This is a genomic window from Halomonas sp. H5 (genome assembly GCF_050613175.1).
Lineage (GTDB): Bacteria > Pseudomonadota > Gammaproteobacteria > Pseudomonadales > Halomonadaceae > Bisbaumannia > Bisbaumannia salifodinae.
In genome coordinates this window covers 2269712-2294129 of the sequence record NZ_CP192510.1, presented here as the reverse complement: position 1 = coordinate 2294129, position 24418 = coordinate 2269712, and the positions used below count along the sequence as shown (strand labels likewise).

21 protein-coding genes are annotated in these 24418 nt (G+C 60.5%); 20 read left to right on the top strand and 1 reads right to left on the bottom strand.

The features are described from left to right. The first annotated feature begins 264 nt into the window (after positions 1-264). The 13 genes from ACQ1W9_RS10740 to cysN all read left to right on the top strand — a co-directional run bounded on the left by ACQ1W9_RS10740 (position 265) and on the right by cysN (position 14980). Positions 265-1269 carry an SDR family NAD(P)-dependent oxidoreductase gene (locus ACQ1W9_RS10740; protein WP_431023367.1) on the top strand — a complete coding sequence of 335 codons (1005 nt, stop codon included), beginning with the start codon at positions 265-267 and terminating at the stop codon, positions 1267-1269. A 31-nt stretch (positions 1270-1300) separates the two neighbouring features. Next, positions 1301-2413, top strand: a complete 1113-nt coding sequence (locus tag ACQ1W9_RS10735) for an NAD-dependent epimerase/dehydratase family protein (protein ID WP_431023366.1) — start codon at positions 1301-1303, stop codon at positions 2411-2413. 5 nt (positions 2414-2418) lie between these two features. After that, positions 2419-3558 (top strand): non-hydrolyzing UDP-N-acetylglucosamine 2-epimerase, encoded by a 1140-nt coding sequence (wecB, locus tag ACQ1W9_RS10730; protein ID WP_431023365.1) that lies wholly within the window; start codon positions 2419-2421, stop codon positions 3556-3558. Beyond that, on the top strand, positions 3545-4795 hold the full coding sequence (locus tag ACQ1W9_RS10725; RefSeq protein WP_431023364.1) for a glycosyltransferase family 4 protein: 1251 nt from the start codon (positions 3545-3547) through the stop codon (positions 4793-4795). Before wecB ends, ACQ1W9_RS10725 begins: the two co-directional genes overlap by 14 nt. Next, positions 4792-5652 (top strand): sulfotransferase family protein, encoded by an 861-nt coding sequence (locus ACQ1W9_RS10720; RefSeq protein ID WP_431023363.1) that lies wholly within the window; start codon positions 4792-4794, stop codon positions 5650-5652. The genes ACQ1W9_RS10725 and ACQ1W9_RS10720 overlap by 4 nt, the downstream gene beginning before the upstream one ends. Further along, on the top strand, positions 5636-6259 hold the full coding sequence (locus ACQ1W9_RS10715; RefSeq protein WP_431023362.1) for a sugar transferase: 624 nt from the start codon (positions 5636-5638) through the stop codon (positions 6257-6259). The genes ACQ1W9_RS10720 and ACQ1W9_RS10715 overlap by 17 nt, the downstream gene beginning before the upstream one ends. Before the next feature lie 50 nt (positions 6260-6309). After that, entirely contained in the window at positions 6310-7512 is a 1203-nt protein-coding gene (locus ACQ1W9_RS10710; RefSeq protein ID WP_431023361.1) for a DegT/DnrJ/EryC1/StrS family aminotransferase, read from the top strand. Between the two features lie 59 nt (positions 7513-7571). Beyond that, complete coding sequence (locus ACQ1W9_RS10705) at positions 7572-8894, top strand: lipopolysaccharide biosynthesis protein (RefSeq protein ID WP_431023360.1); 1323 nt, start codon at positions 7572-7574, stop codon at positions 8892-8894. Beyond that, complete coding sequence (locus tag ACQ1W9_RS10700; protein ID WP_431023359.1) at positions 8891-10657, top strand: SLC13 family permease; 1767 nt, start codon at positions 8891-8893, stop codon at positions 10655-10657. Before ACQ1W9_RS10705 ends, ACQ1W9_RS10700 begins: the two co-directional genes overlap by 4 nt. A gap of 66 nt (positions 10658-10723) precedes the next feature. Next, complete coding sequence (gene cysQ / locus ACQ1W9_RS10695; protein WP_431023358.1) at positions 10724-11554, top strand: 3'(2'),5'-bisphosphate nucleotidase CysQ; 831 nt, start codon at positions 10724-10726, stop codon at positions 11552-11554. A gap of 48 nt (positions 11555-11602) precedes the next feature. Beyond that, a complete protein-coding gene (gene cysD, locus ACQ1W9_RS10690) occupies positions 11603-12517 on the top strand; it encodes a sulfate adenylyltransferase subunit CysD (RefSeq protein ID WP_431023357.1) in 915 nt (304 codons plus the stop codon). Positions 12518-12645: 128 nt separating this feature from the next. Continuing rightward, a complete protein-coding gene (locus ACQ1W9_RS10685) occupies positions 12646-12990 on the top strand; it encodes a four helix bundle protein (RefSeq protein WP_431023356.1) in 345 nt (114 codons plus the stop codon). A gap of 73 nt (positions 12991-13063) precedes the next feature. Then, on the top strand, positions 13064-14980 hold the full coding sequence (gene cysN / locus ACQ1W9_RS10680) for a sulfate adenylyltransferase subunit CysN (protein WP_431023355.1): 1917 nt from the start codon (positions 13064-13066) through the stop codon (positions 14978-14980). A 69-nt stretch (positions 14981-15049) separates the two neighbouring features. On the opposite strand, the gene ACQ1W9_RS10675 is transcribed toward cysN, so the two are convergent. After that, complete coding sequence (locus ACQ1W9_RS10675) at positions 15050-15280, bottom strand: hypothetical protein (protein WP_431023354.1); 231 nt, start codon at positions 15278-15280, stop codon at positions 15050-15052. Between the two features lie 253 nt (positions 15281-15533). Here ACQ1W9_RS10675 and ACQ1W9_RS10670 point away from each other — a divergent pair, with 253 nt between their 5' ends. The 7 genes from ACQ1W9_RS10670 (at position 15534) to ACQ1W9_RS10640 (ending at position 24382) form a co-directional block, all read left to right on the top strand. Then, entirely contained in the window at positions 15534-17117 is a 1584-nt protein-coding gene (locus ACQ1W9_RS10670) for a phosphoglucomutase, alpha-D-glucose phosphate-specific (RefSeq protein ID WP_431023353.1), read from the top strand. Positions 17118-17144: 27 nt separating this feature from the next. Then, on the top strand, positions 17145-19088 hold the full coding sequence (locus tag ACQ1W9_RS10665) for a polysaccharide biosynthesis protein (protein WP_431023352.1): 1944 nt from the start codon (positions 17145-17147) through the stop codon (positions 19086-19088). A 146-nt stretch (positions 19089-19234) separates the two neighbouring features. Beyond that, positions 19235-20503 (top strand): O-antigen ligase family protein, encoded by a 1269-nt coding sequence (locus ACQ1W9_RS10660; RefSeq protein WP_431023351.1) that lies wholly within the window; start codon positions 19235-19237, stop codon positions 20501-20503. 9 nt (positions 20504-20512) lie between these two features. Next, the gene (locus tag ACQ1W9_RS10655) at positions 20513-21706 is read left to right on the top strand and encodes a glycosyltransferase (protein WP_431023350.1); all 1194 of its coding nucleotides are present in this window, start codon (positions 20513-20515) and stop codon (positions 21704-21706) included. A gap of 5 nt (positions 21707-21711) precedes the next feature. Next, the gene (locus ACQ1W9_RS10650) at positions 21712-22161 is read left to right on the top strand and encodes a hypothetical protein (RefSeq protein WP_431023349.1); all 450 of its coding nucleotides are present in this window, start codon (positions 21712-21714) and stop codon (positions 22159-22161) included. Between the two features lie 13 nt (positions 22162-22174). After that, positions 22175-22981, top strand: a complete 807-nt coding sequence (locus tag ACQ1W9_RS10645; RefSeq protein WP_431023348.1) for a glycosyltransferase — start codon at positions 22175-22177, stop codon at positions 22979-22981. A gap of 72 nt (positions 22982-23053) precedes the next feature. Further along, positions 23054-24382 (top strand): UDP-glucose dehydrogenase family protein, encoded by a 1329-nt coding sequence (locus ACQ1W9_RS10640; protein WP_431023347.1) that lies wholly within the window; start codon positions 23054-23056, stop codon positions 24380-24382. Positions 24383-24418 lie beyond the last annotated feature (36 nt).

The window sequence follows — 24418 nt, the reverse complement described above, 5'->3', positions numbered from 1 at the left end:
ATTAAGGTGAGGCAACATGTTCTCGAAAAATGAATAATTATATGGTCGTTGTTGCCCTTGTGTTATTCGTGCTTTTTATAACAAGGTTTTACCTCTTTTTTATTTCAGGAGTCAAAAAAGACAATTGGCTCCTCGTGCTGGATTGATATTTTAATTTTAGACCTGTTGGTTTAGTGGCATAGACGCTTTCTCTTTCTGATTGCTAATAAGAGTTGGCTGGCTGTTTAATGCTTTTTGTGACTGTTGCGAAGGTGATGATAGTAAATGAGTAAAAAAATTCTAATTACCGGTGGTACCGGTTCTTTTGGCAAGACCATGGCTAATTACCTGATAGATCATGGTTGCCAAGAGGTCCGAATCCTGAGTCGGGACGAGGCCAAGCAGGAAGAGATGCGTATCGCCTATGGTCGGCCGGAGCTGAAGTTCTATATTGGCGACGTGCGCGATCGGCAATCGGTCGACAAGGCGATGCGTGGGGTCGATCTCGTTTTCCATGCCGCAGCGCTGAAGCAAGTGCCGTCCTGTGAGTTTTTCCCGCTGGAGGCGGTAAAGACCAATATATTGGGCAGTCAAAACGTAATTGACTCCGCCGTCGAGGCCGGCGTGAAGAGCGTGGTCTGCCTGAGTACCGACAAGGCGGTGATGCCGGTCAATGCCATGGGTATGTCCAAGGCGCTGATGGAAAAGACGGCCCAGGCGGCTAGCCGGCAGTTGGGGGAGGGGGAAACCACTGTCTCCTGTGTGCGCTATGGCAATGTGATGTGCTCTCGCGGCTCGGTCATTCCACTCTTTATCAAGCAGATCAAGGAAGGCAAGGCGCTGACGATCACTGAGCCAAGCATGACCCGCTTTATGCTCTCGCTGCCGGATGCTATCGAGCTGGTCAACTTCGCCTTCGAAAATGCCCGCCAAGGTGACATCTTTATTAAGAAGGCGCCGGCCTGTACCGTCAAGCTGCTGGCCGAGACTTTACTGGAGATGTTCGACGCCGATAACGAGTTGCGCGTCATCGGCATGCGCCACGGCGAGAAGCTCTACGAGACCCTGGCCAGCCGCGAGGAGCTACGCCGCTCCGAGGATATGGGCGACTACTATCGCGTCAGCTTCGACGACCGCGATCTCAATTACGGAAAGTACTTCACCGAGGGGGACGTGGAAGAGGCCTCCACCGAGGACTATCACTCCCACAACACCTATCAGCTCAACAAGCAGGAGCTCAAGGAGCTGTTGCTGACGCTTCCGGAAGTACGCGACGCGCTCGACGCCTGAATAATCGCCTGCCAACTCATCTGGAGACTCAATGAAGATCGTTATCACCGGAGCCAACGGGCTGCTTGGCCGGCACGTTCATCTGCATCTACGCGCTCGGGAAGCTTATCGTGGCAACCTGGTACTGCTGGATCGGTATGCCTTTCAAGACGACGAGAAGCTGGCTGCGGCTCTGGAAGGTGCTGACTGTGTCATCCACTGTGCTGGTATCAACCGCGACAGCGATGAGCGAGTAGAACAGGGCAACCGTGAGTTGGCAGAACGGCTGACGGAGACCCTTGAGAGCGTTTCTTTGACGCCGCATCTGCTCTATGCCAATAGCATTCAGAGGGATCGTGACGTTCCCTATGGCCGCGGCAAGCAGGCCGCTCATCGAGTGATGGCGGAGTGGGCCGAGCGTCATGCTGCACGCTATACCGAGCTGGTACTGCCCCATGTGTTCGGCGAAGGTGGCCGCCCGCACTATAACTCGGCGATTCATACCTTCTGTCATCAGCTGGCGAACGATGGCGAGCTTGCCATCAACGGTACCGGGCAGCTCGAGCTGCTACACGCTCAGGATATCGCCGCGGCGATCGTTAGCGCCTTTGAACGTGGCCACACGGGCGAGCTGGGTCTAGAGGGGCGGGTGATGAGCGTGGCCAGCGCAGCGGGTAAGCTGATCGACATGCACCGGAGCTATACCGGCGACGTTATTCCGGATCTGCGCGATCCTTTCGACCTGCAGCTGTTCAATACGCTACGCTCGTTCCTCTACCCGAGCTTCTACCCCAAGACACTGACCCTGCACAGTGATGACCGAGGGGCGCTGTTTGAAGGGGTCAAGAACCGCAACGGTGGCCAGGCATTTCTCTCCACGACCAAGCCCGGTATTACTCGAGGCAACCACTACCACTTCCACAAGGTCGAGCGCTTCCTGGTGGTCAAGGGCCAGGCGGTGATCCGCATTCGCCGGCTGTTGGATGACAAGGTCGAGGAATTCCACGTCAGTGGTGACGCTCCTGTCTATGTGGACATGCCGACTTTACACACCCATAGCATCACCAACACCGGGGACGAAGAGCTGCTGACCATGTTCTGGAGTCACGAGATCTTCGACCCGGAAAACCCGGATACCTACTTCGAACCGGTGCTTAGCCAATGAAAGTCATGACGATTCTGGGTACCCGCCCGGAGATTATTCGCCTGTCGCGTGTAATGGCCGCCCTGGACCAGGTTGTCGATCACAAGATCGTCCATACCGGACAGAACTACGATTATGAGCTTAACGATGTGTTCTTCGAGGAATTGGGCGTGCGCCGCCCGGATCATTTCCTCAACGTGGACACCTCCTCGCTGGGGCGTAGCCTGGGTGAGATTCTGATCAAGACCGAGCAGGTGCTGCTGGAAGAGAAGCCCGACGCGGTGCTAGTGCTGGGTGATACCAATAGTGCTATTGCCACGCTGATGGCCAAGCGCATGAAAATTCCTACCTACCATATGGAGGCGGGGAACCGTAGCTTCGACGCCAACGTGCCGGAGGAGATCAACCGCAAGCTGGTCGACCACCTGGCCGACTTCAACCTAGTGTACACCGAGCATGCTCGGCGCCACCTGATCAGTGAGGGGCTCTCGCACCGTTTCATTTACCTCACCGGTTCACCCATGCGTGAGGTGCTGGAGCATATGCTGCCCCGCATCGAACAGTCGAAGATCTTGGAAACACTGGAGCTGGAACAGGGCAAGTATTTCATTGTCAGCGTGCATCGCGAAGAGAATGTCGATAGCCGTGAGAATCTTCGCGAGGTCGTTCAGGCGCTGCAGGCACTGCATGAGCACTACGGTTATCCGGTGGTGGTCTCCACTCACCCGCGTACGCGTAACCGCCTCGAAAAGCTGGGCCTGGCGGAAGGAGGCGAGGGTATCCGCTTCCTCAAGCCGTTCGGTTTCCTGGATTACAACCACCTCCAGATGCATAGCTACTGTGCCATCTCCGATAGCGGCACGATCAGTGAAGAGGCCTCGATTCTCGGCTTCCCGGCAGTCACATTGCGCCGTTCCATCGAGCGTCCCGAGGCACTGGATACCGGTGCTATCGCGCTGACCGGACTCGGTAAGGAAGGGCTGCTGGATGGTGTGCGTATCGCCACTGCCTCGCGGGAGGTGTTCTCTGAAACCGAGCGTGAGGTGCCCGAGGCTTATCAGGTGCGTAATACCTCAGAGCGCGTGGTGCGCCTGATCACCGGCACCGCCAAGCTAGCCAACCGCTGGCGTAACATGGATGAGTTCAGCCGCTATGACTGGAGCTGAGAGCCTCGGTACCAGCTCTTCGCGGCCGTTGAAGATACTGGCTGTTCACCGGTATTACTGGCCTGACACGCCTCCTTATGCGGCTATGCTGCGTCGGATTGTGAGCGCTTGGCATGCTTCCGGGCATCAGGTGGAGGTTCTGTCGTCGCAACCCTCTTACAAAGCGGGGGTCGATAACGAGCACCGCCCAGCACGGGATCGTGTCGATGGTATTGCCGTACGACGCCTGACGCTGCCGAACGAGACTGCACGGCCGCTGGTGCGGATCGTGAATGCCTTGCGTTTAGGGGCCAAGGTGCTGTGGAAAGCCATCACGCGGCGTTATGACGTGATCATGATCTCCACGGCTCCCCCTGTGCTGGGGGGCGTCGCCGCGGCACTAGCCGCCAGGCTTGTCGGCGCTCGTTTTATCTATCACTGCATGGATATTCATCCAGAAGTTGGTAGAGTATCCGGAGAGTTCGCCAATCCACTGGTGTTTCGCGTATTAAGCAAGCTGGATCGATGGACATGTCGTCAAGCCAATCCAGTCGTGGTGTTGTCGCAGGATATGGCGAACACTTTGCGCGCACGCCCCGGTGGGAAACAGTTTTCGATACGGGTACTGAACAACTTTAGCTTGCCTGCGGAACGGCCAATACCGGCCGAATTACCACTTGATTGGCCATCCGGTGCTTTCACGGTGCTGTTTGCCGGCAATATTGGGCGCTTCCAAGGGCTAGAGACAGTTGTGGAGGCCATGGGAAGCCTACAGGAACGAGATGATATCGAGTTCGTGATGATGGGTGAGGGCGTGGCCAAGGCTGCTTTACAGAGGAGGGCGGCTGAGCTTGGTGCTCGAATCCGGTTCGTTGGGCACCAGCCGGTTGAAGTTGCCAAGGCGGCGATGCAGCGTGCCGATGCGGGCTTCGTTAGTCTTACTGCCGATATCTATCGTTATGCTTATCCCAGCAAGACTATGACTTATCTGGAGCAGGGCTGCCCGCTAATCGTTGCCGTTGAACCCGAGAGTGAACTGGCATACGAGGTCGTTACGGGGGGCTATGGTCATACGGTACCACCAGGCGATAGTGCTGCCTTGGCGTCACTGCTGGAAAGACTCGCCAATATGCCAACGGGTACTCTCTGCATGCGAGAGAAGGCCGAGACTAAGGCTAGGCAAGCCTTTTCGGAAGAGGTCGTTCTGGCGCAGTGGGTGGCACTGCTTCTGCAACAAGAAGAGAGGGATAAGGCGTGACGGTCAATAATGTAGTTATCATTGGCGCACCCCGCAGTGGTACCAATATGTTGCGGGATGTACTCTGCAAATTGGATGGTGTGGCCACTTGGCCATGCGACGAGATTAATTACCTCTGGCGCCATGGGAATGTACGCTTTCCTTCAGATGAGATTCCGGAGGAAAGGGCGACACCGGTGGTGCAGCACTATATGCAAAAGCAGTTCGAGTGGGTTGCCAAGCGTTATAACGCACATACGGTGGTGGAGAAGACTTGTGCCAATAGTCTGAGGGTTCCCTTCGTGGATCGCGCCGTACCGGGTGCAAGGTTCATCTATATCTACCGTGACGGCCTGGATACAACAGGGTCGGCTAAGCTGCGCTGGCAGGCTAAGCTGGATATTCCATATATCCTCGAGAAGGTTCGCTTTGTACCTCCGCTAGATTTGCCTTATTACGCTAGCCGCTACTTGTGGAGCCGTGTCTACCGTTTCATCTCTCGTGAGCAGCGCTTGGCTTTCTGGGGACCGGCATTGGATGGTATGCAGGACATCCTCAAGCGCCACACCCTCAATGAGGTTTGTGCCTTGCAGTGGCAGCGCTGTGTCGAGAATGCTGAGGCAGCTTTCGCCAAGATACCAGAGGAGCGGGTCATCCGGGTGCGATATGAGGATTTCGTTCGTCAGCCAGATCAAGAGCTGGGTCGCTTGACTAATTTCCTGGATCTTGAGGTTAACGAGTCGACTTTGGCTGCCGCTGTATCCGGGGTTTCCGGTAGAAGTGTTGGTAAGGGACGAAAGTCACTTGATGTCGGCGAAGTCGAACGCCTGGAATCACTCGTTGGAGAGACGCTGGAGCGCTATGGTTATCGTGGTTGAACGACAGGGTCTGAGTCTTCGGCAGGCGCTGTTGAAGCGTGCCTTCGATACTCTTGTGGCCTTTATTGGCTTGGTGTTGACATGGTGGCTGATTGCCTTGGCATGGGGCGCGGCTAGCGTGGATACGCGCAGCAACGGTTTCTTTACTCAGCGTCGGGTTGGCAAGGATGGAAAGCATTTTACCGTCGTCAAGATCAAGACCATGCGTCCCATCGAAGATGTGACGACGACGGTGACTCGCTCGGGTGATCCCCGAATTACATCTCTCGGAACCTTCTTCCGCAAGACAAAGATCGACGAGTTACCGCAGCTTTGGAACGTGCTATGGGGCGACATGAGCTTCGTGGGGCCGAGGCCGGATGTTCCTGGCTTCGCCGATAGGTTGGAAGGTGAAGAACGAGAGTTGTTGAGCATTCGCCCCGGCATCACGGGGCCGGCCACGCTCAAGTATCGGAATGAGGAAGAGCTGTTGGCTGCAGCAGATGATCCCGAAGCCTATAATCGTGATGTTATCTGGCCCGATAAGGTGCGTATCAATCTCGAGTATATCAGGAGCTGGAGTTTAGTTGCCGATCTGCGTTACATCTGGCAGACGGTTGTGGGCTAAGTCTCTTCTGTTTTATCTAGCGGCTGTCGTTAACAGACTTTGGTGATGCAATGCTGAATGGACCCTTTTCCCCATGGCCTTCTTTTACCGAGGAAGAAGCCCAGGCGGTGCAGCGCGTGCTGCTTTCCAATAAGGTGAACTACTGGACCGGTACCGAGGGCCGTGAATTCGAGCGTGAATTCGCGGCCTTCGCGCAAACGGATCATGCCATCGCCGTTGCCAATGGCACCACGGCGCTGGACCTGGCCCTCAAGGGGTTGGGTATCGGCGAAGGCGAGGGCAGGGGGCAAGACGAAGTGATCGTCACCTCACGTACCTTTCTGGCCTCGGCGTCCAGCATCGTTACCGCCGGGGCGGTGCCGATGTTCGTCGATGTGGATCGAGACTCCCAGAACATTACCGCTGAGACGGTGGCCGAGAAGATCACCCCCAACACTCGGGCGATTCTCGCCGTGCATCTGGCGGGCTGGCCCTGCGAGATGGACGAGCTGATGGCGCTGGCCGAGCGACAAGGGATTTACGTGATCGAGGATTGTGCTCAGGCCCATGGCGCCACCTACCGGGGCCGCAGCGTGGGCAGCATCGGCCATGTGGGCTGCTGGTCATTCTGTCAGGACAAGATCATGACCACCGGCGGCGAGGGCGGCATGGTCACCACGAACGATGAGGCCCTGTGGCGCCGAATGTGGGCCTACAAGGATCACGGCAAGAGTTGGGAGGCCGTCTACGAGCGTGAACACCCGCCGGGCTTCCGCTGGCTGCACGAGAGCTTCGGCACTAACTGGCGGCTTACCGAGATGCAGTCTGCCATCGGGCGTATCCAGCTTTCACGCATGCCGGCATGGAAAGCCACCCGTCAGGTTAATGCCCAGCGCATCTGGCAGACAGCCAGTGAGTGCAAGGGGCTGCGGGTGCCGGAGGTTCCCGAGCATATCGAGCATGCCGCCTACAAGTGCTATGTGTTCGTGGAACCTGAACAACTCAAACTGGAATGGAATCGTGACAGGGTCATGAGCGAAATAGCCGCTCGTGGGGTGCCTTGTTTCTCCGGCTCCTGCTCCGAGGTCTACCTGGAGAAAGCCTTCGATGGCTACTCGGGGAACCCGGGTTGGCGACCGGAAGAACCGTTGCCGGTCGCCCACGAGCTGGGTGAGACCAGCCTGATGTTTCTTTGTCACCCCACTCTGACCTCCGCCGAGATCGACAAGACCTGCCGAGTGCTGGATGAGGTCATGGCGGCGGCTGCGGGGTGATGCCGCTAATGCGTATCTCTTCGGCGGCTATCCGATTGCGCTCTCGGTTGAGGGGGGAAATGGCACTCGCTCTGGGACGTACCTTTATCGCAAGGGGCATTGCGGCGTTGGGAGCACTGCTACTGGTGCTGGTGCTGGGCCGTATCTATGGTCCCGTTGGCGTAGGGGTCTTTGCTCTGGCGCAGAGCATTATCCTGGGAGCCGGCACCTTGGCGCGTTATGGCATGGATAATGCCTTGATGCGCTATGTAGGTCAGGAGCCGGGGGCTCCCCATGTGTTGACCTACCTACGCTGGGCATGTCGCAAGGCGCTTGCTCTCAGTGTGCTAGCCGCGGGGATCATTTTCTTGGTCCGGGGATTTATGGAGCGAATCTTCCAAGCCGATGGACTGGCTGAAATATTAGTTGGCATCGCCGTAGCCACTCCGGCCTTTACCTTGGGGTTCCTGTTATCCGGCTTCTTCAAGGGGGGGCGTAGACCGGCCACGGCCTGTCTGTTGGAAAATGGTTCGGTTGCTCTCGTCGCTGCGGTGCTGGTATGGGGCTGGCACTTGCTGAAGCCCGATGCTGGTTTGCCCATCATTGGTTGGGCTTATGCAGTCGCCGCTTGGTTGGTTGTGCTGCAAGGTGCCTGGCAGCTGCGGCGTTGGCGGCAACGCCAGGGATTAAACCAGGCAATATCTCCTCCGGCCACGCGGCAACAGTTCGATGACTCGTCCCGAGCGTTTTTCGTGATGAGCCTGGCCACTTTCATGCAGTCGGTGCTGGGCATCATGATCGCCGGTTGGTTGTTGAACAGCGCAGAGTTGGGGCTGTTCAAGACCGCACAACAGACCGCTGTTCTGATAGGCTTCATACTCATCGTGCTGAATGCGATCATCCCTCCACGCTTCGCCAGCCTTTACCACGAAGGCAAGGTGCAGGCCATGGGGCGTTTGGCTCGTCAGGGGGCTGTGCTAGGAGCGTGTCTGGCCGCGCCATTGCTACTGGCCTGCTTGTTTTTTCCAGGGTGGGTTCTGGGCTTCTTTGGTAATGAGTTCCAGGCGGCAGTGCCATTGTTACGCATGATTGCCTTGGCACAGTTGGTCAATGTGGCCACTGGGTCGGTGGGGTTCCTGCTCAATATGACGGGGCACGAGGCCCTGATGCGTAATATTGCCCTGACCTGTAATGCTTTGGGACTAGGGCTGTTCTTCGTACTGATTCCGCTATTCGGTGTTATGGGTGCCGCTCTTGCACTGGCATTCGTGCTGGTTGTGCAGAACTTGGTGGCACTCTTCTTCGTATGGCGTCGCTTGGGTATCTGGACCCTGCCGTTACCTAATGTTCTCAGTCTATTGGGAGTCAAGCCCGGTTGTGGCCAAAGGGCGGAAAAGGCATGACTTGGCAAGCGGCATTGACCCTGTTGAGTGTGCTGTCTGTGCTGGCGTCTCTGGCCCTGACGCGGATTGCTCCCGACGTCATCCTTATGGGGGCGCTGGCCTTCCTGATAGTCAGCGGTATCCTGACGCCGGCGGATGCCTTGGTTGGTTTCTCGAACCCTGGCGTCCTGACGATTGCCACGCTTTATGTGGTAGCGGCAGGGCTGAAAGAGACCGGTGCCGTCTTGTGGTTGGCCCATCGTCTGCTGGGTCAGCCTCAGCGGTTGCGCCAGGCCCAGCTCCGGGTTCTGCTGCCGGCTTCGGGTCTGAGCGCCTTTATGAATAACACCACCGTGGTGGCTATGTTCATCCCGGCTATCCAGGAGTGGGCCGCGCGACTCAAGCTGCCACCTTCCAAGCTGCTACTACCCCTGAGCTATGCCGCCATCATGGGAGGTACCTGCACCCTGATCGGCACCAGCACCAATCTCGTGGTGGATGGCATGCTGCAGACGGAGAAGGGGATTGAATTGGCAATGTTCTCGTTGGCGTGGGTGGGGGTGCCACTGGTACTGGTAGGCGGTGCTTTCCTTTACATGTTCGCCGACCGTTTGCTACCGAATCGTCAGGGAGTCCTGGAGCAGCTCGAACAGGCCCGCGAGTATGCCGTCGAGGTGGTCGTGGACGTCAAGGGGCCGCTGGTCGGAAAGACCATCGCCGAGGCCGGCCTGCGGAACCTGACTTATGGCTACCTGGCCGATATCGAGCGCCATGATCGCTTGCTTACCGCCGTGCCTCCGGACACCGAGCTGGAGGCAGGCGATATCCTGGTATTCATCGGTGCCCCCGAGTGTGCACGGGAGCTGCGCCGCATCCATGGGTTGCGTCCGGCGGGTGGTGACGTGCACAAGTTGGATATCGCCCATCACCGCCGCTGCCTGGTGGAAGCGGTGATTGGCCCCGACTTCGCCGGGCTCAACCAGACCGTGCGGCAGTCGCGCTTCCGCTCCCGCTACCAGGCGGTAATCCTGTCTATATCGCGCCATGGCAAGCGCATGCAGGGAAAATTAGGCGACATCAGCCTCCAGGTTGGCGATACCCTCTTGCTGGAGACCGCCCAGGATTTCGTGGATCAATATCGCTATCGTAAAGATTTCCTGTTGGTCAGTGGCCTCAACGACTCGACGCCTCCCGATTTTCGCAAGGCGCCTGTCGCCTTGGCTATCTTGGGCGCCATGGTGGCCATCAGCGCCAGTGGCCTGTTGAGCATCCTGGAAGCGGCGCTGCTGGCTGGTGGCGCCATGCTGATGACCCGCTGCGTGCCGGCGAGTAAGGCGCGACGTTATGTCGACCTCTCGGTACTGGTCGTGATCGCCGCTTCCTTTGCGCTGGGTGTGGCCATGGCCAAGACGGGGGCAGCCCAGCAGATCGCTCTGTGGCTAATGTTGATCGACGGTCTGGCGCCTTGGGCAGCCTTGGCTTTGGTCTACCTGATAACGGTGATCTTCACCGAGCTGATCACGAACAATGCAGCGGCGGTGCTGATGTTTCCCATCGCCATGGCGGTGGCCGAGCAGTTGGGCGTCAACTTTCTGCCCTTTGCCATCGCCATCATGTTTGCTGCTTCGGCCAGCTTCATGACTCCGCTGGGTTACCAAACCAACCTGATGGTGCTCGGCCCCGGCGGCTATCGTTTTACCGATTATGTGCGACTCGGTACCCCTTTGAGCCTGCTCGTAGGCACCACCGCAGTGGGGCTTATTCCCATGATTTGGAATTTTTAGTCGCGAGCTGAGAATAACGAGCCATGCGAGGTAAGCTAGGCTCGCAGCTATATCAAGGAGCTTTCATTGACAGAATTTGTGACGGAAGACAGGCGCACCCGACTGATCGAGGGCGTGTATGCCGCTGGCCGCGAGGTGCTGGCGATCTATGAGCGTGACTTTGAGATCGAAACCAAAGATGACAAGAGCCCGCTGACCGAAGCGGACATGGCGTCGCACCACGCCTTGGTGGCGTTGCTCGAGGCCGAGGCCCCAGGTGTGCCGATCCTCTCCGAAGAGTCCGGCGAGATCCCCTACGGGACTCGCCAGGCCTGGCAGCGCTACTGGCTGATCGACCCACTGGATGGTACCAAGGAGTTCATCAAGAAGAATGGTGAGTTCACCCTCAACGTGGCGCTGATCGAACAGGGCGTGCCGGTGTTCGGTATCGTGCACGCTCCCGTCCTCGACACGACCTGGGTTGGCCAGAGCGGGAAGGGGGCCTGGAAACAGGAGGGTGATGGCCCTAGTCACCCGATTGCCACACGTCAACTACCCGATCCCGCACGACATCCCTGGGCGGTGGTGGGAAGCCGCTCCCATGGCTCGGCGGAGTTTGAGGCCTTCTGCGCCGAGTTGCCGAATAATGAGCGTGTCTCCATGGGCAGCTCGCTCAAGCTCTGCCTGGTGGCCGAAGGCAAGGCTGATCTCTACCCGCGTTTGGCACCGACCAGTGAGTGGGATACGGCCGCCGCCCAGGCAGTGGTGACCGCCGCCGGCGGTGAAGTCCTCAACGCCCACACCCTGGAGCCGCTACGCTGCAATCAGCAGGACAGTGTACTCAATCCGTTCTTTATCGCCTGTGGTCAGCGCGATGATCGCTGGGAAATGGCGTTGCGTACGAGCCTCAAGAGCTGAACCGTGGGCTATCCACAGCCCGAATTTGAACTATCCGGTATGTAAGCTATGGAAATTACCCACGAACGTCAGACCCATCTCAAGCAACTCGAAGCCGAGTCGATTCATATCATCCGTGAAGTCGCCGCCGAGTTCCGCAACCCGGTGATGATGTATTCCATCGGCAAGGACTCCTCGGTGATGCTGCATCTGGCGCGCAAGGCCTTCTATCCCGGCACGCCTCCCTTCCCGCTGATGCACGTGGACACCACCTGGAAGTTCCGCGAGATGATCGCCTTCCGTAACCGCATGGCGGAAGAGGCGGGTATGGAATTGCTGGTGCATACCAACGAGGAGGGGCGGGCGGCCAATATCAACCCCTTCGATCACGGCAGCGCCAAGTACACCGATACCATGAAGACCCAGGCCCTCAAGCAGGCCCTGGACAAGTACGGCTTCGATGCCGCCTTCGGCGGCGCCCGCCGCGACGAGGAGGCCAGTCGCGCCAAGGAGCGGGTCTACTCCTTCCGTGACAAGTTCCACCGCTGGGATCCCAAGAACCAGCGCCCGGAGCTATGGAACCTCTTCAACGGCAAGGTCAACAAGGGCGAGTCGATCCGCGTTTTCCCGCTCTCCAACTGGACCGAGCTGGATATCTGGCAGTACATCTACCTGGAGCAGATTCCCATCGTGCCCCTCTACTACGCCGCGCCGCGTCCGGTGGTGGAGCGCGACGGCATGCAGATCATGGTGGATGATGAGCGCCTGCCCCTGGAGCCGGGCGAGGTGCCCGAGGAGAAATGGGTGCGCTTCCGTACCCTGGGCTGCTATCCCCTCACCGGGGCGGTGGAGTCCCAGGCCGCGACCCTGCCGGAGATCATCCAGGAGATGCTGCTGACCCGTACCTCCGAGCGTAGCGGCCGCGCCATCGATCACGATCAGGCGGGGTCGATGGAAAAGAAGAAGCGCGAAGGCTATTTCTAACGTGCCGGAGGCGCGTTAGAAAGCTGGAAGCTCGAAGAGCGGCGCTTCGCGCCTGGAAGCTGGAAGAGAAACGCCTTTCTACCCCTGGCCTACCTTGTAGGCATGACTGAATAAGGGAGGGGCGGGATATGGACTTCGAGAAGCTTCAGGTGTGGAAGCGGTCGGCCAGGCTATCGGCCGAGCTCTACAAGGCGATGCGAGATCTCAGGGATTTCGGCTTCAAGGATCAAATCACTCGCTCAGGGCTTTCGGTACCCAGCAACATTGCAGAGGGCATGACGCGTGGCACGGCCAAGGACAAACGGCACTTCTTGCTGATCGCCAAGGGCTTATGCGCTGAACTGAGAACACAGATCTACATCGGTATCGATATCGGCTACATCGAGAAGGCCAATGGAAACCGATGGATACAGGAAACAAGGGAGATTGCCGCCATGCTCTCGGGGCTGATCGGCAAGCTCATCATCGAATGAATCGGCTGGGTAGCTAACGGGGTTGGGGGTTCTTCCCGCTTCAAGCTTCCAGCTTCCAGCTAAGGGACGAGAAATGGCACACGCCTCGGACTTGATCTCAGACAACATCGAAGCCTATCTGAAAGAGCATGAGCAAAAAGATCTGCTGCGCTTTATCACCTGCGGCAGCGTGGATGACGGCAAGTCGACGCTGATCGGCCGGCTGCTCCACGACTCCAAGATGATCTACGAGGATCAACTGGCGGCCATTACCCAGGCCTCCAAGACCAGCGGTACCACCGGCGAGGAGGTGGACCTGGCGCTGCTGGTGGACGGCCTGCAGTCGGAGCGCGAGCAGGGCATTACCATCGACGTGGCCTATCGCTTCTTCTCCACCGACAAGCGCAAGTTCATCATCGCCGACACCCCGGGCCACGAGCAGTACACCCGCAACATGGCCACCGGGGCCTCCACCGCGAGCCTCGCCATCATCCTGATCGACGCCCGTTACGGGGTGCAGACCCAGACCCGGCGCCACAGCTTTATCGCCGACCTGCTGGGCATCCAGCACCTGGTGGTGGCGATCAACAAGATGGACCTGGTGGACTTCGCCGAGCAGCGCTTCCACGAGATCGTCGCCGAGTACCAGCAGGTGGCCGAGAAACTGAAGGCCCGGGATATCCGCTTCGTGCCGATCTCGGCGCTGAAGGGCGATAACGTGGTCAACCAGAGCGAGGCGATGCCCTGGTACGACGGCCCGGCGCTGCTCGAGCTGCTCGAGGGCGTGGAGATCTCCCGGGACCAGAACCTCACCGACCTGCGCCTGCCGGTGCAGTACGTCAATCGCCCCAACCTGGATTTCCGCGGCTACTGCGGCACCCTGGCCGCCGGCATCCTGCGTCCCGGCCAGGCCATTCAGGTGCTGCCCTCCGGCAAGCGCTCCACGGTGGCACGCATCGTCACCCAGGATGGCGACCTGGAGGTGGCCTATCCTGGCCAGGCGATCACCGTGACCCTGGAGGACGAGATCGATATTTCCCGGGGTGATTGGCTGGTGGCGGAAACGGATGAAGTGCCGCTGGCCAATAGCTTCGAGGCGGATATCGTCTGGATGCACGAGACGCCGATGGAGCCCGGCAAGCTCTACGATCTGAAATTGGCGACCCGTGATGCCGCCGGCAAGGTCACCGCTATCGATTACCAGGTGGACGTCAATACCCTGGAGCATCGCCACGCCGACGATCTGGACCTCAATGCCATCGCGCGTTGTCACGTAGAGCTGACCGCGCCGGTGCCTATCGATGACTACCGCAGCAGCCCCGGCACCGGCAGCTTTATCATCATCGACCGACTCACGAACGTGACCGTGGGCGCCGGCATGATCCACCAGTTGCTGGATAGCGAGCTGCCCTACGAGTTCCGTGAGCACGACAGCAAGGCCAACGTGGTGTGGAACCGCACCAGCGTTACCCAGGCCATGCGTGAACAGCTCAACGGCCACGAGGGTAAGTGTGTCTGGTTCACCGGCCTTTCCGGTGCTGGGAAATCCTCGCTGGCTAACGCACTGGAAGTGGAGCTCAACCGTCGCGGTTATCACACCATGTTGTTGGATGGTGACAACGTACGCCACGGCCTATGCAAGGACCTCGGCATGAGTGAGGAAGATCGTGCCGAGAATATCCGCCGCGTAGGCGAAGTGGCCCGCCTGTTCGCCGAGGCCGGCATCATCGTCATCACCGCTTTCATCTCGCCGTTCCGCAAGGATCGCGATGCAGCACGTGCGCTGTTCGGTGAAGGGAATTTTATCGAGGTCCATGTGGACGCGCCTCTGGATGTCTGCGAAGAACGCGATCCGAAAGGACTCTACCAGAAGGCACGCGAAGGCAAGATCAAGGACTTCACGGGCATCAGCAGTCCCTATGAAGTGCCGCTGAAGGCAGAAGTGGCCCTGAAGAGCGCCGAGTACACCCAGCAGGAGCTGGTGGCACAACTGGTCAAGCGGGTGCTGTGACGATTATGAAGATAGCTAAGGTCTACACCCGCGAGCTATTCGGCAGCGACTGAGTGGTGCGGCGCCAGGCTAGGGCCGTCCGGCCGGGCGCCGCAGTCGATAGAGAATCAGGTTGACCAGCAACGACTCCGAGAGGATATCGGCCTGGTCCCCCTGGGGCAGCACCACATGGAGTTCGATCTGTTTCGCGTTGGGCCAGCGACGCGGCGGCTGTATCACTCTCGGGGTAATACGCTGGAACAGCTCGGCTTCATTCACCACCAACAGGCCGGCGTTTTCGTTGTGGTCGATGCCCTGCAAGGAGGCCAGGTCCTGACCGCTGTCGTCGCCATGCTGGTATTGGGTCCATAGCTTCGCCGGCCCGCTTGCTGAGTCCCCAGGGAGACGAAAACACGCTCGCTGCTCTGCTGTCTCGGCTCAGGGAGCTTGAGCGGCAGGATCCCGAAGGGGAGCGATTTCCATGGCTCAAGTGCCATGACGACGCGACGGCGTTGCTATTGGATATATCGGCTTGAGTAGTACTCTTGAGTCACACCAAAAGGACAGAGTCTGTATGCAGGATGCCATTCGTGCCTTCCACGACCTGACACCCGATCCGACCCATCCGGCCCAGGCCGTCAGCTTCGGTACCTCGGGCCACCGTGGCCGGTCTGAAGCAGGCTCTTTCAACCGTGAGCATATCCTGGCCATTACCCAGGCGGTGGTGGACTACCGCCGCCAGGCGGGCATCAGCGGACCGTTGTTCCTGGGCCGGGACAGCCATGCGCTGTCCCGGCCGGCCTGGGAAACGGCGCTGAGGGTGCTGGTGGGCAACGGCGTGGAGGTGCGTATCGAGCGCGACTCGCCGCTGACTGCCACGCCTCTGGTGAGCCATGCCATCCTGCGCCATAACCATGGTCGGGATAGCGAGCTGGCCGATGGCCTGATTATCACGCCGTCGCATAATCCCCCCGAGGATGGCGGCATCAAGTACAACCTGCCCCATGGCGGGCCCGCGGATACCGAGGCCACCGGCTGGATCGAGCACTATGCCAATCAGTTGCTGGCCGAGGGCCTGGCGTCGGTGGAGCGGGTCAGCCTGGAGGCCGCCCTGGCCCAGGCGGTGCGCCATGATATGCTGGGCGACTATGTCGAGTCCTTGGGCGAGGTGGTGGATATGGCCGCCATTGCCGCCTCAACCCTGAGGCTTGCCGCCGACCCCATGGGCGGCACGGCCTTACCGGTGTGGCAGGCCATCGCCGAGCGCTATGATTTGAACCTCGCGGTGGTCAATACCCAGCTCGACGAGAGCTTTGCCTTTATGCCGCCGGACCATGACGGCAAGATCCGCATGGACTGCTCCAGCGCTGCCGCCATGGCCAAGCTGCTGGAACGCAAGGACGACTTCGACCTGGCCTTCGGCAACGACCCGGACGCCGACCGGCATGGTATCGTCGATGCCGGGGGCCTGATGAACCCCAACCACTACCTGGCGGTTGCTATCGGCTATCTGCTCACCCAGCGCCCCGAGTGGGGTGAGACATTGAAGATCGGCAAGACCCTGGTGTCATCGTCGCTGATCGACCGGGTGGTGGCCGAGCACGGTCGCGAGCTCTACGAGGTCCCGGTGGGCTTCAAGTGGTTCGTCGACGGCCTGCACCAGGGCTGGCTGGCCTTCGGCGGCGAGGAGAGCGCCGGGGCCAGCTTCCTGACCCGCAAGGGACGGCCCTGGTCCACCGACAAGGATGGTATCCTTCTCTGCTTGCTGGCGGCGGAGATGATGGCCGTCACCGGGCAGCGTCCCAGCGAGCGCTACCAGGCGCTGGTGGCTCGCCATGGGGAGCCACATTACCGTCGGGTGGACACCCCCTGCAGTCGCGAGCAACAGCAGGCCTTCAAGGCACTGGACGTGGGGAACCTGAGCATTGAGCGGCTCGCCGGTGACCCGGTAGCGCAAGTCTTGGCCAGCGCCCCCGGCAACCAAGCCCCCATTGGCGGTATCAAGGTGACTACCGCCAACGGCTGGTTTGCGGTGCGCCCGAGCGGCACCGAGCCGCTCTATAAGCTCTATGCCGAGAGCTTTCGTGGGAAGATGCATCTGGATGAGTTGATCGAAGACGCGCTGTCATGCCTGGACGAGTTGCTAGGCGCTGCATAAGCCTGACGCATTAAATAGGATGTTGTGATGAATCAACCAGGACGCATGCACCGCTCCGTTGCTCAGCTTAGCCGGGGCAAGAAGCGGCTGATCATGGTGGGCGCGGATCTGGTCGCCTTGCCGTTGGCCCTGTGGTCAGCCTACGCGTTGCGCTTTGCCGAGTGGTGGCCGGAGCGCTATATCGAGCCCTTCTGGTGGCTCTTTCTGGTGGTGTCACCGGTGGGGGTCTTTATCTTCGCCCGGCTGGGGCTCTACCGGGCGGTGGTGCGCTTTATGGGGCCCCAGGCGCTATGGGCGGTGGTCAAGGGGTCGGTATTGCTGGCCTTGATAATGTGGGCGGCGGCCTTCTTCTACCAGTGGCAGCAGTTCCCACGCTCGATCCCGGTGAACTTTGCCCTGGTCACCCTGGTGTATGTGGGCGGCACCCGGGTGCTGGTGCGTAGCTACTACCAGTGGCTGATCAAGCATTATACCCAGAAGGAGGCCGTGGCCATCTATGGCGCCGGTGGGGCGGGGGCGCAGCTCGCCCTGGCGCTGTCCAATAGCCGTGAGTTCTATATCGCTGCCTTCCTCGATGACGAGCCGAGCCTGTGGGAAAGCACCATCAAGGGCATACGGGTGTACAACCCGGAGACCTTCGCGCCGGTGGCCGAGCAGCTAGGCGTTACCCGGGTGCTGCTGGCTATGCCCACCGCCAGCAAGTCCCAGCGCAAGCAGGCCCTGGACAAGCTGGCCGATGTCGCCGTCCATGTGCAGACGGTGCCCTCCATGCCGGAGATCGTTTCCGGTGAGGCGAGTGTCGACCAACTGCGCGAGGTGGAGCTGGAGGACCTGCTGGGGCGTGATCCGGTGCCGCCCCGGGAGGAGTTGCTCGATACCAGCATCCGCGGCAAGGTGGTGATGGTCACCGGGGCCGGCGGCTCCATCGGCAGCGAGCTGTGTCGCCAGGTGATGCGGGGCGGGCCCAAAGCCCTGGTGCTGTTCGAGATCAGCGAGTATGGCCTCTACGCCATCGACCAGGAGCTGGAGACCCTCAAGGACGAGATGCGGGAGGATTTCCCTATCTATGCCCTGCTGGGCAGCGTCTGCGACCGTAGCCGCGTCGAGGCGGTGATGCGCCGCTATGGGGTGCAGACTCTCTATCATGCGGCGGCTTACAAGCATGTGCCCATCGTCGAGCACAATGTGCTGGAAGGGGTGCGCAACAACGTGCATGGCACCCGGGTGGTGGCGGAGAGCGCCGCGGCGCTGGGCGTCGAGCGCTGCGTGCTGATCTCCACCGACAAGGCCGTGCGGCCCACCAATGTGATGGGGGCCACCAAGCGCATGGCGGAGCTGGTGCTGCAGGACCTGGCGACCCGCGACGGCGAGACGATCTTCTCCATGGTGCGCTTCGGCAATGTGCTGGGCTCCAGCGGCTCGGTGGTGCCGCTGTTCCGCCGGCAGATCGCCGAGGGGGGGCCGGTCACGGTGACCCACCCCGAGATTACCCGCTACTTCATGACCATCCCCGAGGCCGCCCTGCTGGTGATCCAGGCCGGCTCCATGGCCGAGGGGGGGGATGTCTTCGTGCTGGATATGGGCGAGCCGGTGAAGATCCACGACCTGGCGCGGCGGATGATCCAGCTTACCGGCCTGGAGGTGAAGGACGACAAGCACCCTGACGGGGATATCGAGATCGTCTTCAACGGCCTGCGCCCCGGGGAGAAGCTCTACGAGGAGTTATTAATCGGCGACAACGTGATCGGCACCCCACATCCCAAGATCCTGCGGGCCGAGGAGGAGCGGCTACCCCGCCAGGTATTGGAGGAACTGCTCGAGGAGCTGCGTCAGGCCGAGCGTGAGCTGGAAAGCGAGCGCGCCTGTGAAGCCCTCAAGCGCGGCGTCAGTGGCTTCCAACATAGCGGTGAGCTATGCGATCTGCTGTCGTCGACGGAGAGGCCGTTGATCGCCGCCGTGGCCAAGTCCTGAGCGCTTCGGTAGAATGCCTTGCGATGCCCGGCCTGGTGCCGGGCATCCTTGTTTCTGGCCCCAGGTGATCCACAATGAAGCTTCCTAGCCTCCCCCCTTCACGCCCCGCCTGGGGCTGTCCGACCCTCTTATGGTGGTTTGGCCTATTGACCTTGGGGATTCATGCCGTTACCCGACTGGTGCTGCCTTCCCTGGGCGAACTCTCCGGTACGCTATTGGCGCTGGTGGGGTTATTCGCCGTGCTTCGGTGGGGAAAAGCCGTTCGCAGCAGTGCCCCGCTGTGGTTGTTGCTGGCGGCCGTTCTGGTGCAATTGCTGAGCTGGGGGCTGGGCATGCTGCATCATCCGGAGTGGATGCCCGGTAACCCCAAGCTGGACCGGTTGGCCAAGCTGTTCGCTTTTATCGCCATCGCCTGGTGGCTGGCCGGAGATACCCGCTACACCCTGAGGGTCTGGGGGTTGGCGTTGCTCGGGGTGCTGGCCGCTACTTTAATAACGGTGGAGGCGCGCCAGGACTGGCTCCTTGGCTTCGGTGGTCGCCGGGTCGGCTTCGCTATCTACAATGCCCAGCATGCCGCCATGTACTTCGGGGCCGGGGTATTGGGCCTGCTGGCCTTCGCGGGGCGCTTGATGAAACCGGGGCCATGGCGCTGGCTGCGGGTGGGACTATGGGTGGCCTGTGGCCTGGCCTGTGCCTTGGGGCTGATCTTCACCCAGACCCGTGCCGCCTGGCTGGGTGTCGCGTTTGGCCTGATTGGTATGCTAGTTGCCTGGTTGGTGTGGTGGTATCGGGCCTGGCAACGAGGCCGCTCGCCCTGGCGTATGGTCGCGCTGCTGGTAGTGGGGCTGGGGGTTACCGCCATGATCGGCGCGGGCTTCGAGGAGACGGTGGCGAAGCGCCTGGCAAGCGAGCGCCAGGTGATCGGTTCGCTGATGGATGGCGAGGTTGATGAGGTTCCCTATACCAGTGCCGGAATACGCATCCACACCTGGGTGGCGGCCACGGAGTGGATCGCCGAACGCCCCTTGGTGGGCTGGGGAGAGAATGCCAGGACCCTGGTGGTTCAGCAGACCGAGTGGCTGCCCGAGACAATCCGATCGCGGTTTGGGCATCTCCATAACAGCATCCTGGAGATCTTGGTGAGTTATGGGCTCCTGGGTGGGCTGCTGTTCCTCGCCCTTAGCCTCTGGTTGCTATGGGGAAGCTATCGCGCCTGGCGAGCCGGCGTGATGCCGGGCGACATGGCACTCTTCTTCCTGGGTTTCTCCATTTTCTGGTTCATCATCAATCTGTTCGAGTCCTTTATGGCCTTTTGGACAGGTGTCTTCCTGTTCAATATCATCCTCGGTGGGATCGTCACCCATATCTGGCGCTGGCAAACCGGTGAGCCAGCCTTTGATCCGTCAAGAACCTAAGGAGCTCCATTGAGCGATAGTCCCAAGCGCATTCTGATGGTATTGCGTCGTCTCGGCATGGGGGGCATCGAGAAGGCGACCGTCGCCTTGGCCAATGCCATGGCCCGTGACGGGCACGAGGTCCATCTGCTGATCTTCAAGGGACAGCCCGAGCTGGAACTCGATCCAGGAATCCGGGTGCACTGCCGCAACCTCGAACGGGAGTCACGCAAGACGCCACTGGGGCTGGCCTACTATGCCCTGAGTCGTGCCTTGCTGCGCTTTATCGTTCCCGGTTCCGGCTTTCTCTGGCCGGGGATCGTGACCAGTCGCCGATTCAAGGACTTTCTGCATCAATTGGAGGCCGTCGATGGCCGCTTTGACCTGATCCTGATCCGGGGGCAGGGGGCGTTCGAGCTACTCTGGAGTTATCGTGATCCGCGTTGCTGGCAGATGGTCGAGGCGGTCACGGGGGTCTATGAGAACCGGGAGCGCGAGAGCCGCTGGCTGACGAAAAAGCTGTTCGAAGGCAAACGGGTCATCTGCGTTTCCCAGGGTATTGCCGATGGGTTACGTCATCACTTGGAAGATTATGGCGTGACGCTCGCCGACCTCAGGGTCATCTATAACGCGGTACCCATCGATGAGATTCGTCGATTAGGCGAGGAGCCGCCGGTCCCGGCTTTTGATCGACCCTACCTGGTGCATGTGGCGCGTCTGGTGCCCGAGAAGGGGCAACGGGTCCTGATCGAGGCCTACCATCTGGCGCGAGAACAGGGGGTGGTGGCGCCGCTGGTGATCGTCGGCGATGGCTCGGAGCGAGGGCGCCTGGAGGCCCAGGTCGAGCGCTTGGGCCTTCGGGATCACGTGCATTTCCTTGGGCGGCAGAGTAATCCCTATCCCTGGGTGGCCCGGGCCAGCGCCTTCGTGCTGAGTTCGAACTTCGAGGGGCTGGGGTTGGTGCTGATCGAGGCCTTGGGGCTGGGAACCCAGTGCGTGGCCACCGATGTGCCGGGGGGAATCCGCGAGGTACTGGACGGCGAGCAGCGCCGTCTTATCGCCGCGCATGATCCCGCCAGCCTGGCCGAGAAGATTCGCGAAGCCTTGGCCGAGCCGCTGGCTATCGATGCCTCCTTCGTCGAACGTTTCGAGGAAGCCACCGTGCTGCCCCAGTTCCTGGCGTTAACCGATGGGGCGGAGTCCACTCCGTCGGAGCAGACATAGTCACCATGCTTTATTTCGTGGTCATGGGTAGCCTGGCGCTGTCGGTGCTGTTCAGCGCCGGCTGGTTACTGCATCGAGTCGGGCGTTGGATGTTGGGCGGGCGCGCGGAACGCCGGGGCGCGAAGCCATCGGCGGCCAGCCCGCGTAAACGCGCCGCAGCCAAGGCCAAGCCAGCCGCCCAGGGCCGCCGCACCAAGGCGCCCCGCGAGCCAGGGCAACTAATGCGGTTCCTGGCGCGGCTGGGCTCCTCGGTCTGGCCGCTGACCCTGTTGTCGTTGCTGTTGTTCGGCGGCTTCAAGCTGGCCGAGCGTGGCATGGAGGCGAGCCCCAGGACGCCGCCAACGGGCTTTTATGACCTGGTGACCTCGCTCGGTTGGTTGGCACTGGGGCTGGTGACCCTGAGCCTGCTGGTGGCGGCCGCACGTTGGCGCTGCCGTGGTGATGATTCACGCTAGTTCAGGGGGCGGAATGAAGTTAGAGATCATCATGGCGGCTTACAACAATGAGGCCGTCATGCGCCTGGTGCTGGAAGGTTACCTCCTGCAGAAAGACAGGGATTTTTCCCTGTGCGTGGCCGATGATGGCTCGGGATCCGAGATCAAGGCGTTGGTCGATAAGTTTGCGGACAAGGGGCTGAGCGTCCGGCATGTCTGGCAGGAAGACGCAGGGTTCCGCAAGGCCAGGGTCGTCAATGCGGCCATTGCCTCGTCGACCGCGGATTATCTCGTTATGACGGACAATGACTGCATTCCCTCGGCTCACTTCGTCGCCGATCACAAGGCACGGGCGAAGCCCGGGCATTATGTGGCCGGGCGACGTGTCGACTTGAAGTCGTCGCTGACCGATCGGCTGCTTTCCGGCGATGTCGAGGTCGCTCGGCTGAACCGTTTCTGCTTCCTCGTGGCCCAGGCCCGCAAGGATGGCCTGAAGCGGGCCGAGGTGGCGTTTCGCCCGCCGAGTTGGCTGGCGCGGCTCTGGAGCCGAAAGCCCCAGGCGTTGCTGGGCGCCAATTTCGGTGTCTGGCGGCAGGATCTTATCGGCGTCAATGGCTTCGATCGCGACTTCGAAGGTTATGGCTTCGAGGAATCGGATCTCGAGTGGCGGCTACAACGCTATGGCATTACTTCCCGTCCGGTGAGGGGCCGGGCCTGCCTGTTCCATATGTATCACCAGGAGAGAAGCGTCAGCCAGGAGTCCCTGGAAATGCTGGAAAGGAAGCGCAGGGCTGGCGTGATGTTCGTCGAGCGGGGTATCGAGGACCAGGCAATCTACTGATTCGTCACGCCACTGTCATCGTGGCTTCTTAGCGTGACTCCTGAAACCGCCTTGAGGTGAGGGAGTGACGCGATGAAAGTGACGGTATATGGGGCCGGTTATGTGGGCCTGGTGACGGCCGTTTGCCTGGCCAATGTCGGGCATGAGGTCGTCTGCGTCGATATCGATGCCGACCGGGTCGCGCGCTTGCGGGATGGCATTCCTTGCCTGTTCGAGCCTGGGCTGGAGCCACTGTTGCGGGACGGGCTGTCGTCGGGGCTGCTGCACTTCACCAGTGAGACACGGCGTGGCAGCGCCCATGGTGATATTCAATTTATTGCCGTGGGCACGCCGCCGGATGAGGATGGCAGCGCCGACCTGCGGTATGTGCTCCAGGTGGCGGAGACCATCGCCGAGCATATGGAGGCTCACCGTATCATCGTGAATAAGTCCACCGTGCCGGTGGGCACCGCCGACCAGGTGCGTGAGCGTGTGGCCGAAGTGCTGGCGCGGCGGGGCAGGGCGGAGCTGAGCTTCGACGTGGTCTCCAATCCGGAGTTCCTCAAGGAGGGGCACGCCATCGCCGACTTCCAAGGCCCGGATCGCATCATCATCGGCGCCGGCTGCGAGCGCAGCGTCGAGGCCATGTGCGAACTCTATGCGCCTTTCTGTCGTCGCCACGAGAAGATCATGGTGATGGACCCGCGCAGCGCCGAGCTGACCAAATATGCCGCCAACGGACTGTTGGCCACCAAGATCAGCTTTATCAACGAGATGGCCAACCTGGCCGAGCGCCTGGGGGCGGATATCGAGGCGGTGCGCCAGGGCATCGGCTCGGATCCGCGCATCGGTTACCACTTTATCTATCCCGGCGTGGGTTACGGTGGCTCCTGCTTTCCCAAGGACGTGCAGGCGCTGATTCGCACCGCCGAGGGCATCGGCTTCGACAGCAAGGTGCTCAAGGCGGTGGAAGCCCGTAATACCGAGCAGAAAACCGCCCTGCTGACCAAGATTCGAGAACACTTCGGGGGCGAACTGGCCGGCCGAACCTTCGCCCTTTGGGGGCTCGCCTTCAAGCCCAATACCGATGACATGCGCGAGGCGCCCAGCCGGGTGCTGATGGAGGCGCTATGGGAAGCCGGGGCGCGGGTACAGGCCTATGATCCCGAGGCCATGGACGAGACCCAGCGGCTCTACGGTAGCCGTGATGAGCTGACCCTGTGTGGCACCAAGGAGGCCGCCCTGAAGGGGGCCGACGCCCTGTTGATCGTTACCGAGTGGCAGAGCTTCCGCGCCCCGGATTTCGACCTGATCAAGCAGCAGCTCGGTGAGCCCACCATCTTCGATGGCCGCAACCTGTATGATCCCGGCCGCATGGCGAAGCGGGGGTTTATCTATTACTCCATCGGACGGCGACGTTAGCGGGATACATACCGATGGGCGGCATAGGGCCCGGCT

What these genes read in the sequence shown, in the direction of transcription:
- ACQ1W9_RS10740 (WP_431023367.1), top strand. Translation starts at nt 265, where the DNA reads ATGAGTAAAAAAATTCTAATTACCGGTGGTACCGGTTCTTTTGGCAAG.
- ACQ1W9_RS10735 (WP_431023366.1), top strand. Translation starts at nt 1,301, where the DNA reads ATGAAGATCGTTATCACCGGAGCCAACGGGCTGCTTGGCCGGCACGTT.
- wecB (WP_431023365.1), top strand. Translation starts at nt 2,419, where the DNA reads ATGACGATTCTGGGTACCCGCCCGGAGATTATTCGCCTGTCGCGTGTA.
- ACQ1W9_RS10725 (WP_431023364.1), top strand. Translation starts at nt 3,545, where the DNA reads ATGACTGGAGCTGAGAGCCTCGGTACCAGCTCTTCGCGGCCGTTGAAG.
- ACQ1W9_RS10715 (WP_431023362.1), top strand. Translation starts at nt 5,636, where the DNA reads ATGGTTATCGTGGTTGAACGACAGGGTCTGAGTCTTCGGCAGGCGCTG.
- ACQ1W9_RS10710 (WP_431023361.1), top strand. Translation starts at nt 6,310, where the DNA reads ATGCTGAATGGACCCTTTTCCCCATGGCCTTCTTTTACCGAGGAAGAA.
- ACQ1W9_RS10705 (WP_431023360.1), top strand. Translation starts at nt 7,572, where the DNA reads ATGGCACTCGCTCTGGGACGTACCTTTATCGCAAGGGGCATTGCGGCG.
- ACQ1W9_RS10700 (WP_431023359.1), top strand. Translation starts at nt 8,891, where the DNA reads ATGACTTGGCAAGCGGCATTGACCCTGTTGAGTGTGCTGTCTGTGCTG.
- cysD (WP_431023357.1), top strand. Translation starts at nt 11,603, where the DNA reads ATGGAAATTACCCACGAACGTCAGACCCATCTCAAGCAACTCGAAGCC.
- ACQ1W9_RS10685 (WP_431023356.1), top strand. Translation starts at nt 12,646, where the DNA reads ATGGACTTCGAGAAGCTTCAGGTGTGGAAGCGGTCGGCCAGGCTATCG.
- cysN (WP_431023355.1), top strand. Translation starts at nt 13,064, where the DNA reads ATGGCACACGCCTCGGACTTGATCTCAGACAACATCGAAGCCTATCTG.
- ACQ1W9_RS10670 (WP_431023353.1), top strand. Translation starts at nt 15,534, where the DNA reads ATGCAGGATGCCATTCGTGCCTTCCACGACCTGACACCCGATCCGACC.
- ACQ1W9_RS10665 (WP_431023352.1), top strand. Translation starts at nt 17,145, where the DNA reads ATGAATCAACCAGGACGCATGCACCGCTCCGTTGCTCAGCTTAGCCGG.
- ACQ1W9_RS10650 (WP_431023349.1), top strand. Translation starts at nt 21,712, where the DNA reads ATGCTTTATTTCGTGGTCATGGGTAGCCTGGCGCTGTCGGTGCTGTTC.
- ACQ1W9_RS10645 (WP_431023348.1), top strand. Translation starts at nt 22,175, where the DNA reads ATGAAGTTAGAGATCATCATGGCGGCTTACAACAATGAGGCCGTCATG.
- ACQ1W9_RS10640 (WP_431023347.1), top strand. Translation starts at nt 23,054, where the DNA reads ATGAAAGTGACGGTATATGGGGCCGGTTATGTGGGCCTGGTGACGGCC.